The sequence below is a fragment of the Kribbella sp. NPDC104218 genome (assembly GCF_055584105.1).
In genome coordinates this window covers 2559713-2574603 of sequence record NZ_JBVJMQ010000001.1, presented here as the reverse complement: position 1 = coordinate 2574603, position 14891 = coordinate 2559713, and the positions used below count along the sequence as shown (strand labels likewise).

At 67.2% G+C, this 14891-nt stretch carries 16 protein-coding genes, 1 tRNA gene and 1 riboswitch; of the genes, 10 read left to right on the top strand and 7 right to left on the bottom strand.

Features of this window, described 5'->3' with window-relative positions; genetic code table 11:
- Positions 1 to 69: 69 nt before the first annotated feature.
- A complete protein-coding gene (locus tag ACZ6ZD_RS12200) occupies positions 70 to 924 on the top strand; it encodes a LysR family transcriptional regulator (protein WP_465671099.1) in 855 nt (284 codons plus the stop codon).
- On the opposite strand, the gene ACZ6ZD_RS12195 is transcribed toward ACZ6ZD_RS12200, so the two are convergent.
- Both ACZ6ZD_RS12195 and ACZ6ZD_RS12190 read right to left on the bottom strand, forming a co-directional pair.
- On the bottom strand, positions 896 to 1444 hold the full coding sequence (locus tag ACZ6ZD_RS12195; protein WP_465671096.1) for a hypothetical protein: 549 nt from the start codon (positions 1442 to 1444) through the stop codon (positions 896 to 898). The genes ACZ6ZD_RS12200 and ACZ6ZD_RS12195 overlap by 29 nt on opposite strands.
- The gene (locus tag ACZ6ZD_RS12190; protein WP_465671094.1) at positions 1444 to 2034 is read right to left on the bottom strand and encodes a hypothetical protein; all 591 of its coding nucleotides are present in this window, start codon (positions 2032 to 2034) and stop codon (positions 1444 to 1446) included. Before ACZ6ZD_RS12190 ends, ACZ6ZD_RS12195 begins: the two co-directional genes overlap by 1 nt.
- Before the next feature lie 171 nt (positions 2035 to 2205).
- Between ACZ6ZD_RS12190 and ACZ6ZD_RS12185 the strand changes: the two genes are divergently transcribed.
- Positions 2206 to 2610 carry a PPOX class F420-dependent oxidoreductase gene (locus ACZ6ZD_RS12185; protein ID WP_465671092.1) on the top strand — a complete coding sequence of 135 codons (405 nt, stop codon included), beginning with the start codon at positions 2206 to 2208 and terminating at the stop codon, positions 2608 to 2610.
- A gap of 82 nt (positions 2611 to 2692) precedes the next feature.
- On the top strand, positions 2693 to 4144 hold the full coding sequence (locus ACZ6ZD_RS12180) for a glycoside hydrolase (protein ID WP_465671090.1): 1452 nt from the start codon (positions 2693 to 2695) through the stop codon (positions 4142 to 4144).
- Here the strand turns inward: ACZ6ZD_RS12180 and ACZ6ZD_RS12175 are convergent.
- Positions 4141 to 5076 carry a lysostaphin resistance A-like protein gene (locus ACZ6ZD_RS12175; RefSeq protein ID WP_465671088.1) on the bottom strand — a complete coding sequence of 312 codons (936 nt, stop codon included), beginning with the start codon at positions 5074 to 5076 and terminating at the stop codon, positions 4141 to 4143. The genes ACZ6ZD_RS12180 and ACZ6ZD_RS12175 overlap by 4 nt on opposite strands.
- 118 nt (positions 5077 to 5194) lie before the next feature.
- Between ACZ6ZD_RS12175 and ACZ6ZD_RS12170 the strand changes: the two genes are divergently transcribed.
- Genes ACZ6ZD_RS12170 through ACZ6ZD_RS12160 form a run of 3 tightly spaced genes read left to right on the top strand, consistent with a single transcriptional unit; the run spans position 5195 to position 9005 of the window.
- Entirely contained in the window at positions 5195 to 7168 is a 1974-nt protein-coding gene (locus tag ACZ6ZD_RS12170; protein ID WP_465671086.1) for a sensor histidine kinase, read from the top strand.
- Positions 7165 to 7845 (top strand): response regulator, encoded by a 681-nt coding sequence (locus tag ACZ6ZD_RS12165; protein WP_465671084.1) that lies wholly within the window; start codon positions 7165 to 7167, stop codon positions 7843 to 7845. The genes ACZ6ZD_RS12170 and ACZ6ZD_RS12165 overlap by 4 nt, the downstream gene beginning before the upstream one ends.
- A gap of 2 nt (positions 7846 to 7847) precedes the next feature.
- Positions 7848 to 9005 carry a barstar family protein gene (locus ACZ6ZD_RS12160; RefSeq protein ID WP_465671082.1) on the top strand — a complete coding sequence of 386 codons (1158 nt, stop codon included), beginning with the start codon at positions 7848 to 7850 and terminating at the stop codon, positions 9003 to 9005.
- 99 nt (positions 9006 to 9104) lie between these two features.
- On the opposite strand, the gene ACZ6ZD_RS12155 is transcribed toward ACZ6ZD_RS12160, so the two are convergent.
- Both ACZ6ZD_RS12155 and ACZ6ZD_RS12150 read right to left on the bottom strand, forming a co-directional pair.
- A complete protein-coding gene (locus tag ACZ6ZD_RS12155; protein WP_465671080.1) occupies positions 9105 to 9431 on the bottom strand; it encodes a hypothetical protein in 327 nt (108 codons plus the stop codon).
- A 25-nt stretch (positions 9432 to 9456) separates the two neighbouring features.
- The gene (locus ACZ6ZD_RS12150; protein ID WP_465671078.1) at positions 9457 to 10767 is read right to left on the bottom strand and encodes a hypothetical protein; all 1311 of its coding nucleotides are present in this window, start codon (positions 10765 to 10767) and stop codon (positions 9457 to 9459) included.
- Between the two features lie 109 nt (positions 10768 to 10876).
- On the opposite strand from ACZ6ZD_RS12150, the gene ACZ6ZD_RS12145 reads away from it, so the two are divergent.
- The gene (locus ACZ6ZD_RS12145; protein ID WP_465671076.1) at positions 10877 to 11437 is read left to right on the top strand and encodes an NUDIX hydrolase; all 561 of its coding nucleotides are present in this window, start codon (positions 10877 to 10879) and stop codon (positions 11435 to 11437) included.
- Between the two features lie 88 nt (positions 11438 to 11525).
- Here ACZ6ZD_RS12145 and ACZ6ZD_RS12140 read toward each other — a convergent pair whose 3' ends face one another.
- Both ACZ6ZD_RS12140 and ACZ6ZD_RS12135 read right to left on the bottom strand, forming a co-directional pair.
- Positions 11526 to 12731 carry a helix-turn-helix domain-containing protein gene (locus ACZ6ZD_RS12140; protein WP_465671073.1) on the bottom strand — a complete coding sequence of 402 codons (1206 nt, stop codon included), beginning with the start codon at positions 12729 to 12731 and terminating at the stop codon, positions 11526 to 11528.
- 228 nt (positions 12732 to 12959) lie between these two features.
- Positions 12960 to 13035: transfer RNA gene (locus tag ACZ6ZD_RS12135), tRNA-Lys, on the bottom strand.
- A 154-nt stretch (positions 13036 to 13189) separates the two neighbouring features.
- On the opposite strand from ACZ6ZD_RS12135, the gene ACZ6ZD_RS12130 reads away from it, so the two are divergent.
- The 3 genes from ACZ6ZD_RS12130 (at position 13190) to thiS (ending at position 14890) form a co-directional block, all read left to right on the top strand.
- The gene (locus ACZ6ZD_RS12130) at positions 13190 to 13837 is read left to right on the top strand and encodes a hypothetical protein (RefSeq protein WP_465671071.1); all 648 of its coding nucleotides are present in this window, start codon (positions 13190 to 13192) and stop codon (positions 13835 to 13837) included.
- A 143-nt stretch (positions 13838 to 13980) separates the two neighbouring features.
- On the top strand, positions 13981 to 14532 hold the full coding sequence (locus ACZ6ZD_RS12125) for a G5 domain-containing protein (protein WP_465671069.1): 552 nt from the start codon (positions 13981 to 13983) through the stop codon (positions 14530 to 14532).
- Between the two features lie 42 nt (positions 14533 to 14574).
- Positions 14575 to 14690, top strand: a riboswitch (TPP riboswitch).
- A complete protein-coding gene (gene thiS / locus ACZ6ZD_RS12120; protein ID WP_465671067.1) occupies positions 14681 to 14890 on the top strand; it encodes a sulfur carrier protein ThiS in 210 nt (69 codons plus the stop codon). (Overlaps the previous riboswitch by 10 nt.)
- Position 14891 lies beyond the last annotated feature (1 nt).

Sequence of the window (14891 nt, the reverse complement as noted above, 5' to 3'; positions counted from 1 at the left end):
GCCATCATGCGTCGCGGTAGGTATCGGAGACCAATAGGACAGCTTGTGAGCAGCCATTAGATTACTGATATGTCGCTCGACCTGCTCCGGACCTTTCTCGCCGTCTACCGCGCCGGTTCGATCACCGGTGGCGCAGCGATCCTCGGGGTGTCGCAGCCGACGGCGACCGCGCAGCTCAAAGCCCTGGAACGCACCCTCGGCCGACCGCTCTTCGAGCGCCAGGCGCGCGGCGTCCGCCCGACCGGAGCCGGCGACGAGCTGGCCCGCCGAATCGCCGACCCGATCGACGCGCTACAAGGCTTCCTGCAGAGCGAGCTCGACGACCCGACACCGACCACCGTTCACCTCGGCGGCCCATCGGACTTTCTCTGCGACCAGGTGCTGCCCGCGCTGGCCGACCTGATCGCCGACGGCCTCCAGCTCCGAGTGTCCTTCGGCCTGCCCGACGACCTCCTCGACGGCCTGCAGGATCGCAGCCTCGACCTCGTCATCAGCTCGACCCGGCCACGGCGTACCGGCGTCCGGGCGACGCCGTTCTACGACGAAACCTTCGCGCTGGTCGCCGCGCCCAGCTGGGCCGCGACGGCCTTACCCGACGTCCCGTTGATCGCGTACGCCGAGCAGGCGCCGATCATCCGCCGCTATTGGCGAACCGTCTTCAACACTCGCCTCACCCGGACGCCGGACCTCGTCGTCCCCGACCTCCGCGGCGCCCTTACCAGCGCTGTCGCCGGCGCCGGCTGCACCGTCCTGCCGACGTACCTCTGCCAATCCACTCTGGACGCCGGAGCGCTGACACTGCTCGCCACGCCTGACCTACCACCGCTCAACACCCTCTACCTCGCCACCCACACAACTCCCAGCCCGACAACTGTTGCCGTACACAATCAGTTGATCAGTCGGACGGCGTTGTCTGGTGAGTGATCGGGCTCGGAGTGCCACGACGGAACGGACGCGGCGTGTAGGTCGCGGGCTTGTCGGTGGGGAGGAAAGGCAAGGCGAAGGACGTCGTGTTGGGGTCGAGATAGGCAGCGACCTCAGCGTCCGTGGTGTGTCGCTCCAGCAGGTAGCCGTCTTCGTCGGAGCTGGTGTCGGACCAACTGAGGAGGACTTCCCCCTTACCTGGCTTGGCTTTCGCGGGGTCGCCACTCGGGGCGGTGAGGGGCGTGACCCGGTAGTAGAAGGTTGTCGAGGGCATCAGATCGGGATGCTCGAAGGTGTGCCGGTCCGGGCGCAGGAAGCCGAGGACCGTGTACGGCCCGGCCTCCTCCGTCGCGTACTCGACCATCAGGTAGGCCGCGTCCGTTGGCGCACCCGTCCAGTCGAGCGTGACGTCATCGGTGACCAGCTTCGACGTCAGCTGGAACCCCTGCCGGGGCTGGTCGACCGAACCGCAGCCGACCAGCACCAGCAGGGCGCACAGACAGGTGCCGAGCAGGCGCACTACTTCCGCCAGAACTGGACGCCGCTCCACTGAACCGTGACCGGCCCGCGGCCGCTGTCGGTCCGGTACGAGCCGAACTTGTCGTAGAAGCTGCCACCCGGGCTCGACATACTGTGCTTGAGCGATCCGTTGATGTACGTCCGGTGCGCGCTGCCGACCTGGTGCACGGTGTTCACGCGAACCGTCGCGCCGACCACGGCGCCGCCGTCGATCGTGTCACCGCCGACCCGGTACAGCCGGCCGCCGCTCTCGACCGCGAGCATGAAGAACGGCCCGGCCGAGCTCTCGTTGAACGTCTGCTTCAGGCTGATCCTGGACCCGGTCATCGACGTGATCCGGAACGAGCCCTCGAACTGCCTGGTCCCACTGGTGTACGTCGCATACCGGCGCTCGGCCCGCTGATCACCGCTCTGCGTCGAGCAGGTCAGCTGGAAACTCAACCCGTTGATCTGGCCGCATCCGCGCTCCTGCTCGTTGAACGAGGGCGAGTACGACGTCCAGCCGCCGGGCTCGACCTGGGCGTGGGCCGCCATCGGGCTGAACAACGCCAGCAAACCGGTGGCAACAGCAACAACACGCGTAATTCTCATAGTGTTTACCTCATCGGAAAGTCGGGGCGAAACCATCCGCGTACGCAGGCTCACCGTAGAGCAAGCGCTTACCAACCAGCTAGTAGCTGGTATGGGATTTTTTGGAACCCAGTTCCACCACTGGTCTGATCGGCCGCCGGGGTGGACCGCGCCGCGGGTTAACCTCGGCGCATGTCTGCCGAACTCTCCGCTGCCGTCCGCGCCTTCCTCGACTCGCCGAACGTCGGCGTCCTGACCACGCTCAACGCGAGTGGGGCGCCCCGGAACAGCGTCGTCTGGCTCGGCGTCGAGGGGGACGACGTGCTGATCTCGTCGGACGCCGTCCGGCACAAGACCCGCAACCTGGTGGCCGACCCGCGGGCCAATCTGCTCGTCCTCGACAGCGCCGACCCGATGCGTTACGTCGAGGTGGTGGCGACGGCGGATGTTGCCCCCGACATCGACCGCAAGCTGGCGCAGACCCTGGCCATCAAGTACGCCGGCAGCGATGCCGCCGATGAGTACGCCGCGCTCCCGCCGGAGGTCCAGCGCGTCGTCATCCGGCTGACGCCGACGCGGGTGATCGACCACCTGTAGGACACGTTGTGCGGGTGGGCAACGCGCAGCGGCGGGGTTAGGGTCGGAGGGCTGGCTGCTCCGACCGCCCCTGGAGGTTGCTGTGCGTCGTCGTACCGTGCTGGGTTCATTGGTGGCTGCGCCGCTGGCGTGGGGGCAGGCCGCTGCGCCGGCGTCCGCCGCGGGGTCGAGTATCGATCCGCGGGTGGACTGGGGTGTCTGGGAGGGCTGGGGGACGTCGCTGTGCTGGTGGGGGAAGGCCCACGGCAACCGCGACGACCTGGCCGACGTGTTCTTCACCCGCGGGACGGTCGACTATCAGGGGACGCCGTTACCCGGGCTCGGCCTGACGATCGCGCGCTACAACGCGGGCGCGTGCTCGACGAAGCCGATCAACGGCCAGTCGATGGTGCGGTCGCCGAACATCGGCGACCCGCGGCAGATCGACGGTTACTGGCTCGACTGGTTCAGCGCCGACCCGGCGTCCGCGAGCTGGAACTGGTCCGTCGACAGCGCCCAACGCAACCTGCTGTGGAAGGCGCGCGACCGCGGCGCCAACCGGTTCGAGTTGTTCTCGAACTCGCCGATGTGGTGGATGTGCCAGAACCACAACCCGTCCGGCGCGGCCAACGGCGGCGACAACCTGCAGACCTGGAACCAGCGGCAACACGCGGTCTACCTCGCGACGGTCGCCCGCTACGCCCATGACCACTGGGGTGTCGACTTCACCTCGGTCGAGCCGTTCAACGAGCCCGACGGCAACTGGTGGAAGGCCGACGGCACCCAGGAGGGCTGCCACTTCGAGCCGGCCACGCAGCGCCCGGTGATCAACCACCTGCGCGCCGAGCTGAACGCGCGCGACCTCGGCTGGATGCCGATCGCGGCGTCCGACTGCTGGGGTTACGACTCCGCGCTGTCCACCTGGAACAGCTTCGACGGCACGACCCGAGCGAATGTTGCCCGGATCAACGTTCACGGTTACCAGCAGGGCGGCGGGCGCCGCGACCTGCTGTACGCCGCCGCGAAGTCGGCCGGGCGGAAGATCTGGAACTCGGAGTACGGCGAGGGCGACGCCAGCGGGCTGAGCCTGGCGAGCAACCTGAACCTCGACTTCCGCTGGCTGCACCCGTCCGCCTGGGTCTACTGGCAGGTCGTGGACGGCGGCGGCTGGGGTCTCATCCAGGACACCGGCGGCGGCACGACCGGCGCGGTCAACCCGAAGTACTACGTCCTGGCGCAGTACACCCGGCACATCCGGGCCGGCATGCGCATCCTCGACGGCGGCGGGCCGAACACAATCGCGGCGTACGACGCGGCCACCCGCAAACTGATCATCGTCGCGACGAACTACGGGACCGCGCAGTACCTCGACTTCGATCTGGCGAAGTTCACCAAACCGTCGACGGACGGCGCCCCGATCCCCCGCTGGTCGACAACGCCCGGCGGCGCGCACTACCAGGCACATCAGGACACGATCATGCACGGCAGCCGCTTCTGGTCCTGGTTCGAGCCGAACACAATCCAAACCTTCGAAGTCCCGGACGTAACCCTCTAACCAACCTTGCGGGCCGGGTTGTGGCGCTTGGCGAGGCGCAGGATGAGGAGGACGAAGACGACGACCATGCCCATGTCGAGCAGCGCGAACTCCCAGGGCATGTCGGCGGCCGTCTCGTCGGAGGCCAGACCGCCCTTGAACATCGAGGACAGGGTCATCGCGATCAGGTTGTTCGCGATGTGCAGGGCGATCGCGGCCTCGAGACCGCCGGTGCGGATGGTGAGCCAGCCGACCCCCAGTCCGAAGACGGTGAGGGCCGCGAAACCCCACGGCGTACCCCAACCGTGCGCCGCCGCGAACAGGATCGCCTGCGGGATGACGACGAGGACGGGCCAGCGGACGAACGTACCGACTGCCTGGAGGAACCAGCCGCGGAAGATGTACTCCTCGGCCGCGGCCTGCAGCGGAACGAGCAGGGTCAGCATGACCAGGCCGAGCAGGAACGGCCCGATACCGACCCAGGGACTGCCGGCCGCCTGATCCGAGTCGATCACCGCGGAGATGCCGCCGCCGACGATCGTCATCGCGGCCACCATGAGCGTGATGACGATCGCGGCCACGGCCAGGCAGCGGCCGAACCAGGGCAGGCGCAGCCGGCCGGTCACCGAGGTGACCGAGCCCCACGTCCGCCGCTGGACCCACCACAGCGTCAGCGCCAGCACGGGCATCGCGATCGCGATGGCGACCAGATCGACCCCGAACGACGTCAGGTCGTCGAACCTGGGCAGTTCGTCGTCTCCGAACGGGACCTTCAGCAGCAGGCCAACCAGCGCGGACTGGCCGAGGACCAGCAGGGAGGCGACCATGAACAACACCAGCAGGACGACCGTGCCGACGATCGGCCGCCACCAGTTGTGCCGGCCCGACACCCGGGCGAGTCGCTCGTAACCGACCGATTCGACGTGCTGCTGGGTCTGATACGCGGTTGTCATGGCTCCAGGATGCTGACGGACAGGCGTCGTCCGCGTCCGTCCGGAGCACGATCGGCGGCCTCTATCGCTGGGTAGAGAAACGGGTTCGGCGGGTAGAGACGCCTATGCTTTGGCCCTGATGGAACATGTCCGCAACTGGCTGCTGCCGATCGTCCTGGGCGTCACCTGGATCCTGGTGTCACCCGGACTGGCGAGGGCGTTCGAAGAGCCGCTCGGCACTGCGGAGCTCGTCGCCGGCGGTACGGCGTCCGCGATGGCGGCTGTCGCGCTGGGCTTTCGGCGTCGAGCCCCGCTGGCCACCTTCGTGGTCGTGACCGTCGTCCAGACCGTCGGTTACTTCTCGATCGCCCGGGACACGACGCTCCTGCTGCCGGCCGAGATCGTTGCCTTGTACTCCGTCGCGGTACGCCTCCGGCCGGTCGTCGGATGGTGGGCCGTCGGCGTCCAGACCGTCGTCCAGACGCTCGCCACGGCGTTGTCGTCGGGTGTGGACCAGGCGCTCGGTTGGGAGGCGCTGCTCAACCTGCTCGGGTACGGGCTCGTGCTCGTGGTGGGGTTCGGCCGCCGGCATCGGCTCGCGCTGCGATCTTCGGCCGCGCAGCAGATCCGCGCTGCCGAGGCCCGACGGGCCGATGCCGCCGTGTCCGAACGACGACGGCTCGCCCGCGAACTGCACGACGTGAGCGCACACCACCTCACCTCCATCGTCGTCAGCGGCGGCGCCGCCGAGCGCCTGGCCGCGACCCGCCCCGATCTGTCGGACGACGCACTGACGTACGCCGCCGAGACCGGACGGGAGACCTTGCGCTCACTGCACGAGCTCGTGGCCATCCTCGAGACCGGCGACGCTCATGAGGAGGAGCCGGTCGTCGGCCGGATCACCGAGCTGGCCGAGGCGTTCAGCCGGCTCGGTCAGCAGATCGTCGTCGACGTCACGCCAGAGCTGACCGGAGCGGTCGGCGAGGCCGTTTTCGGGATCGTCCGGGAGTCGCTGACCAATACGCTGCGGCACGCACCGGGCGCCGCCGTACGGGTCCTGGTGACGCGGACCGGCGACCAGGTCGACGTACTGGTCGAGAACGGCCGTGCGACCGAGGCGGCGTCCAGTCAGGGCAGCCGACGTGGGGTCGCTGGTATGAAGGACCGAGCCGAGGCGCTCGGCGGGACGCTCACCGCAGGCCCTGGGCCGGACGCCAGCTGGCAAGTACGAGCCACCCTTCCCGCCGCGTCATCCGCACCACGACCACCGTCCTCATCCGCGGCCCCTGTCCCCGCGCCGTCGTCCGCCGCGCGCCTGGCCGCTGGCGGGTGGTGGACCGAGATCGGCGTCCTGCTCGCCGTCGCAACACCCGCGGTCGGCGGCACCGGCGCGATGCTCGCGGCAACGAAACCGACACCCGACGCAGCGACGGTCAGCCTCGGCGTCCTCATCGCGCTGCTGCCCGGCCTCATCCTGCTCGGCCGCCTCCACCGCCCCTGGACCGCACTGCTCGGCGTCGTCCTCGCTGGATGCCTCTGGCCGTTGGCCATCGGCCTCGGCTGGCTACCCGACTCACTCGCGCCTGCGCTCGCGCTGAGCCTGTTCGCGTCAGCAGCCGCGGTTTACGCGGTGGCGGCGTACGGCGGCGACCCAGTCATCACCTGGCTGTCAGCCGGCATCGCCACCGTCGGCGTCGGCCTATCAACAGGTGGCCTCGTCAGGGTCGCGGCGGCTCCGGACGACCCGTCGGGCTGGGGGTTCCCGGTCGGGATGGGCGTGGTGGTCACCGTCGTCCTGGCGATCCCACTGGGCCTTTGCTGGGTGGTCGGCGGACTGATTCGGCGGCGGCGACTCCGGGAGTCGGACCAGGCAGGCGCCACGCTCGCCGAGCTCGTCCGGGCGACGGAGTACGAAGTCCACACCGAACGCCTCCGAATCGCCGGCGGCCTGCACCACAGCGTCCTGACTCGCGCCCAGACCTTGATCGACCGCGCCGAATCCGGCGACCTCGAAGGCACCACCGCCGAAGCCCGCGCCGCCCTCACCGCCATGCGCGACCTCCTCGCCACCCTCGACGACGACGGCGCCCCAGCCCCCAGGAGCCCCCGATGACCCCCGGCACCAGCCGCGACCCGATCCGCGTCCTGATCGTCGACGACCAGACCGTCGTCCGCGCCGGTTTCGTCGCCATCGTCGACGCCGAACCCGACCTCACCGTCGTAGCCCAAGCCGGCGACGGCGCCACCGCCGTAACCCTGGCCGCAGACCTGAACCCCGACGTGGTCCTCATGGACATCCGCATGCCCGGCCTCGACGGCCTCGCCGCCACCCGCCTCCTCACCGAAAAAGCAGACCTCCCCCGAGTCCTCGTCCTCACCACCTTCGACCTCGACGAATACGTCTACGAAGCCCTCCGAGCCGGCGCCTCCGGCTTCCTCCTCAAAGACGCCCAACCCCAAGACCTCCTCACCGCCATCCGCATCATCGCCTCCGGCGAAGCCGTCCTGGCCCCCACCATCACCCGCCGCCTAATCCAAACCTTCACCCAACCCCAACCCCCACCCACCACCCCCTCCCCCCTCCTCAACACCCTCACCCCCCGAGAACGCCAAGTCCTCACCCTCATAGCCGCCGGCCACTCCAACGCCGAAATCGCCACCACCCTCACAATCACCGTAGGCACCACCAAAACCCACGTAAACGCCCTCCTCACCAAACTCAACGCCCGAGACCGAGTCCAAGCCACCATCACCGCCTACAACCTCGGCCTAGTACGTCCCCACAACTGACCATGAATCCCCAGGACTACACCCCGCGCTGGCTCCTCCACGGCGACGTCGACTTCCAGGACCACAACGACGTCCCGCTGACAACCTGCTGGGAAATCGAAGGACTCTTCGTCGACCTACCACCCCGCCCACGCGAAGCCTTCACGCTGCTCGCCTGTACCCCCGCAGGCTTCCTCGCCGAACTCCTCAACCACTTGCCCGAGGATCTACTCGGGACCGAGCAAGCCCAGCTCGGAAGCCTCTCGATCACCGCACCGTCAGCGCCTGATACGCCGCCCTCCTGGTGGGGCGAAGACCTCGTCGACCTCTGCATCGTCGGCCTGCGAGCGAGCCCGACCGTGCCTGGAACGATTGACATCGAGCTCTCCGGCTTCGTCGAGCTCCTCGACCGGACGGACGCCGTACGCCGCGACAGCAGCGTTACCGAGTTCATCCTCCTCGGCCCGAACAGTTCGCCGTACGGCACCTGTCAGGACATCTTCGGCCTTTTCCGCGAACAGGCCGAACCACCGGTCCCACACGTCCGCCTGATCGGATGCGAGCCCACGCCCGTCCTGCGGCAAGCACTCGAACGCACGAAGCAGGTCAGAATCCGAGCCGAGGTCCATCAGATCGCAACTGACGGTTCGGCAGTACGAGTCATCGACGCCTTCGTATCCGGGACCCTCGAGTCCAGCCATCGTTCCCCGCTCGGCGACGGCCTCGTCGACGTGACGATCACCAGCGATCCCCAAGAGCCCTGCCCCACAGCAATCCTGACGGTTCTCGACCTCTGGCGCGCGGGCCGCCCCACTCAGACGAACCTCTGGACTCCTTACAACAGCGAACTCCGCCACCACTGGTCCGGCGCAGCGCTCGCCCACCACCCCAGCACTCAACCCCACCCCGCCAACCGCAGCTACAACCTCGACGGCCGATTCATCACAAACGTCGAGGGCTTCTTCTGCGCACTCGGAGAAGCAATCAACGGCCCCGGCGGCTACTTCGGCTGGAACCTGGACGCCGTCCACGACTGCCTCTGCGGCGGCTTCGGCGCCCAACCCCCGTTCACCCTTACCTGGCACAACTCAAGCACCGCCCGAACCCACCTGCCGCCCCCAGCCCTCGACGAGCTCCTTTCCCTCCTCACAGAGGGTCAAGTCACCGTCGACCTACGCTGATCAGCGCGCCCGCAGAACGCCGTCCGGATCCGCTTCACTCCGTATCGTCGAGCACCACACTTCGGACGACGCCGGCTGCGTCCTCCCATACGACGCGGTCTACTTCACGATGTCGTAGTGATCCGCAAACCACCGGCAAAGCCGGTCCGGGTCGGCGACGTATGCCTGGCCAGGCCAGTGCGGCCACTCGATGCGGTTCGGGAAGTCGAGCCGGACAACCGCGAGCAGCGTGCGGTCGGCATCGAAGAACTCGGCCGCAGCGTCACCAGTACACATGCAGACGCTGTCGGTGACCCGATCGACGGCGAGCGCGTCGACCAGATCCTCGACCGCCCGACGGTCGCCAATGAGCGGACCATCTTCGTCACGCACAACCGACACGTGCTTCGCCGTCGCGTCGTCGAGGACGTCGGCGTCAGGATCCACCGCGAAGACCAGGAACCCGACTCGGTCAGGACGCTTGCGCCGGAAGTACCAGGAGTGTCCCGTCCTCGTGCTTCTCGATCTCGATGACGACCTCCGACGTCCGACCGGTCGCGCTGATCGAGTCGCCCAGAGCCCTGAGCCGGTAGGAAGTCTCGAGGAGGTCATCGACCTGCCCGCGCGTCATGAACTTGTCGATGAGCCGTTTGGGCGAGCGCAGCTCGATGGCTGAGAGTCGAAGGACAACGCTGCCGATTCGCGCATCCAGCTCGTCGATCCTCTGCTGGTCGGCTTTGAGGCTCCGCACGAAGTTCTCGAACGGGTTGTCCGGATCGCTCTGGCCCGCCTCCACTCCCTGCAGGACGACCACACGCCGCTTCAGCGCGATCGCAAGAGCAGCCAACTCAAGGTGCGTGCGGAACTCGCCGCCCTCTTCGCCGATCCCAGGAAACTGCCTCTCCAAGTCGGCGATCTCAGCGCGGTTGTCGACGATCTCGTCGAGCGCGGCCTCCCACTTCTTCACTCGCCGCTCGGCATTCTGCGTAGCAGTGCTGATGGCGTGCACTGCCGAATCCAGGCCGAGGGAAGCTCCGACCTTGCCACGATCCAGCAACAACGCGGTCGCCTTGTCGATGGCATCGCGGCAGCCGTCGAGCTCGTTGCGCTCGTGCTCCAGTTTGTCGTCGTGAAGCTTCTCCAGGAGCTCCGCGATGTGCTCGATCGCCTTCTGCCGTTGATGATCGGCGTACGCACTGACTCCGACGGCAACCGCCATCAGAACCAGCGGAGCAGCGACCGTGATCGCTCCCCCCGCGGCGACCGCACCCACCGCAGTTCCGGCGGCACCGGTACCCGCGGCACCCGCGGCCGCACGTCCAACGGGAACCATGGTCGCGTTGGCGACCACCACATTGCTCGCACGATCTACCAAGGCGCTGTAAACCCCGCCGGCGGCACCCTTCGCAGCCATCGGCTTGACCAGACCCTTGCCAACCTGCGCAGCAACCTTCGCCGGCACCACCATCCGGTAGAGCACTTCACCAGAGCTCGCGACGCGCCCGACAGCCGGCACGTTCTTGGCGCTCGCAGAGACCAGACGCGACAGCTCCTGCGCAAGTGGGCTCACAGCATCCAGAGGCAAACCTGCCGAGCGATCGCGCTTCTTCGGCAGCGGACGTGCCTCCAAAGTCACCAGCGGCACCGCGGAAAACGTGGCAAGTGCCGTACGAAGCTCGGCCAACCGATCCGGCGTCAGAGCATCCCCACCCCCGACCGCCGGAACGTTCGACACCTCGGACGTCGACAAGGTCCACACAGGAACCTCTGCCTCACCGCTCATTGATCTCCCCCTCAGACGATCCCCGACACGATAGCGCCACTCACCGACATCCGCTGCTCCCCTGATCCACCAAATCCGCCCAACGGAGCTCGGTGGGTAGTGTCGTGGCGTGACGGCTGACGGTGGTGCGGAGTCGACCTTGTGGACGATCCATGGTGAGCGACTGGTCGATGACACCCGCCGACTGCGATTGAGTATTGCGTCGGTAGAACTACCCGACGGCGTGCGCTTCGAGCAGTACGTCCTGCGAATGCCCAAGGCCGCCATGATGGTCGTGCTAGACGACGCACAAGAGAACGTGCTGATGCTGTGGCGCCACCGCTTCATCGTCGACCGCTGGGTATGGGAACTTCCAGGCGGCTACGTCGACCCGAACGAGGATCCGGCCGTCACCGCAGCTCGCGAAGTCGAAGAAGAAACCGGCTGGCGCCCAAGAACCGCAAAGCCGCTCGTCTCCTTACAACCGTCAGTAGGCACAACGGACGCCGAAAACCTCCTGTTCGTGTCCTACGGTGCCGACCACATCGGCGATCCCGCAGACATCAACGAGGCCGAACACGTCGCCTGGCTCCCCCTCAACTCAATCCGCGACCGGATCAAGTCAGGCGAAATCATCGGAGCAGCATCCCTCACCGGCCTACTCCACGTCCTCGCATTCCCCCCAACCTGATCCGCTACGGCGCTGATACGCCGATCTCGATCAAGTTCTCGAACAAAGAGCTGACCACCTCGACGCCCTGGTAGGCGCGATCGAGATGCTATTTGGTTTTCCGGCGGGCCTCGTGGTGGCCGCGATCGTAGCCTTCGACGCCACCCTCGAACCACGCGGTTACTGCGAGGTCGACCATCACCTCTGCCGGCTTTACCCCTGCGGCGATGTTTGCTTCCGCCTTCCAGAGTAGGTAGCGCATGACAGGGTTGTCCTGACTGGGCCAAGGAGGGTGAGGTTGCTGCGCTTTACGGGGGTCCGGCCAGTTGCCACGCTTCTCCTCCTGGCTGTCAGACCAGGCCATGACCGCTGTAGCGACTGCTTTCGGGACGACGAGTTCTACTTCGTCGAACGGAACCCACGGGCACCGGGTTGCGGCCTTATCAGGCATGGCTAACGGGCGAACGAACCCAGGACCAGCCAGCTCCTGAGCGAGGGCGTGGTAAGGTGCCAGATCACGCCACTGCTGAAGCTCTTCGTCGGGCTCGTCGAACCAGGTATGAGGGTGCCGTCGCTCGATGAGTAGGCGGGCCTTGCGGTACGCCGGGAAGACACAGTCCCACTCGCGAAACGGGATCTGGTCGTCGAGCTGCTCCTCGATGTAGCCCCAGCGATCGTCTCGGAGCTTGTCATCCAGGTTGTCGACAAGCTCGTGCCACACACCCTCCGATTCGTCGTCGTCCCAGGTCTCCGCTGCGCATCGAACGGCGGCGGCGAAAATCGCCGCATCAGCGAAACACTCACAGGATTCGTCGATCCAGCGGCCCCGGCCGAGCTCTTGCACGAGGTGCCGCATGCGCTCTGCGATCATCCGGTACCAACGGAGGTTATTGCCAACAGCAACGAAAATTCTCGGATCCAGTTCTTCGAGAATCGAATGCTGCATCGGATCGAAGTAGCTGCCTGTCAGCTCGGACTCCAGCATGTGTTGCCCCATGTCGAGCGTGGTTTCGAGCGCACCTACCATGCGCGGAGTCAGGCCCTCGATGCGATCGGTCCATAGCTCATTCAGTTTCGCCACCTCAGCCGCCCACCGGGGATCCGAGGGTGCAGCCTGCCCTGGATCAAGGAGAGCTGTGAATTCTTCACGATTGAGGCGGAGCGCTAGCAGAACCCCACGAAGTGTTTCGCTACGAATGCCAAGGCCAGGCGACTGCTCGAATCGCCGCCAGGTCGCCAGGCTGACACCGGCCTTCTCAGCTGCTTGCTGCTGAGTGAGCCCGAGCTGTGTTCGACGCTCGCCGATCACCGACATCCGAACCTCCATGAGCACTCATTGACTACTAGTACTCAGTGAAGCACAATTTTTCGCGAAGGCAAGAGCGTGCTGACGCCGACCTCGACTCGGGGCATCACGAGGCAATGGAGTGCCAGACACAGGCGAACAGTCATCGAGCGACTAGCTCAGGACCGCCGGAGCGGACGCGCCGGAGGCGCCAAGAGGGACAGTCGCCGCCGGAGGCGGTGTCCTTGAAGTTGGTGCTGGTAGGCCCCGTGGGACTCGAACCCACAACCCGCGGATTAAAAGTCCGCTGCTCTGCCAATTGAGCTAGAGGCCCCGGTGGTGAAGGGGGTGGGGTAAGTGTTGCAGGTTTGGGGGGTGGGGTGGGGAGTGGGGTGGGGTTTGAGGGTGTTCGGGGGGTGGTGGGGGGAGTACTGTCGGGGGGTGGGGAGTACTGGTGAGGCTGTGGGGCGGCTTGGCTAGGGGGCGGTATGGGGGTTTTGGGGCGGGGCGCGATTGTGGTGGGGCATGGGGAGGTGCTGGGGGGCTGGCGGGAGATTTTGGGGTTGGCGGCGGATATGGGGCTGGCCGACCGGATTGTGGTGGGGGTGACGTTGCGGGCTCGGGCGGAGGCGTTGGCGGCCGCTGAGGGGCTGGTGGCGGACGCTCCGGATCTGGCGCGGGACGCGCGGGAGTTCGCGGCGGTGGTGCGGGCGCAGAATCCGTTGGGGGCGGTGTTCGCGGGGGTCGGGGTGGCTGCGGGGGTGTTGGGGTTCTTCGGGATGTGGTCGGTGCAGGTGCTGCGGGAGGTGCTTGCTCCGGATACGGCGGGGATGGCGGAGACGACGTTCGCGCTGATCGGCGTCCTGACGGTGGCGGCGGGGGCGGTGATCGTGTCGGTGGTGCGGGCAGCGGTGGAGGCCGCGCGGGCCGCGGTCGAGGACGTCGATGCGGTGGGTGCGCATCCGTCGGCGGTGTTGTTGCGGGAGGTCCGGCCGGCCGAGGAGCGGTTGTTCGCGGTGCTTCGGTTGCAGCTGCCCGAGCCGTCGATCTCCGCGGGTCCGCTGATCGCGCTGGCCTGGATCGGGCTGGCTACCGGGATCGCCTGCGCTGCATTGAGCGGGGTCGGGGTGGCCTGAGGCCTGGCCGCGCGGCCGATCCGGGTGTAAGCAGTTGTCTTCGCCCGGATACACCGGGCGCTGACAATTCCGCCGCGGGGGGAACCGCCGGCGGATTGGGGGGCATTGTGTGGCGTTTTGTTGTTGCCGTTGCGGGTGTCGGGGTGCTGATCGCAGGGTGCGGTACGGCGGAAGGCGAGCCGGCCGCGGTCGCAGGCGGCCGAGTCGCCGTCCAGCCGACACCGACCGTCCAGCCGACACCGAAGAGTCCAACGGTCTCGAAGCCAAAGCCGGTCCAGACCAGCAAGAAGAGGGTGGTCGAGTACCGGACGATCCCGTTCAAGTCGAAGACCGTGACGGACAGCTCGATGCCGAAAGGCGAGCGGGCAGTGCGGACGGCGGGTGTGGCCGGCGAGCGCAAGATGACGTATGAGGTGACGTACGTCGGGGCCAAGGCGACGGCCAAGCGCCTCGTTCGGCAGGAGGTGTCGAAGCAGCCGGTGTCGAAGGTGACGGTCGTCGGGACGAAGGTCGAGGCGAGTACATCGAACGAGTGCGACCCGAACTACAGCGGCTGCGTCCCCATCGCGAGTGACGTCGACTGTTCCGGCGGGTCGGGTAACGGGCCCGAGTACGTCGATGGCCCGGTCGAGGTCACCGGCTCGGATATCTACCGCCTGGACGCCGACAAGGACGGCCTCGGCTGTGAGGACTGAGATCCAGATTGGCCACATTGCTGACAGGACACTAAAATCAGGACCAGCAACCGCGGGAGCTCGCACCGGAGCGGGCTGAGAGGGCGACAGAGCCGGCGTCGCCGACCGCTGAACCTGAATCGGGTAATACCGGCGTAGGGAGGAAGCAATGGACGACGATGCGGTGTGGGTGAACGGGACGGCGACCAGTCGCGGGGCCGGGCGGTCCGTGGCGGAGCTGGTCGAGGAGGTGTCCGACCGGCGGACCGGGATCGCGGTCGCGGTGAACCAGAGTGTGCTGACCCGGGACGAGTGGTCCCGGACGATCCTCACCGCGGGTGACCGGGTGGAGATCGTCGGCGCGGTGCAGGGCGGCTGAG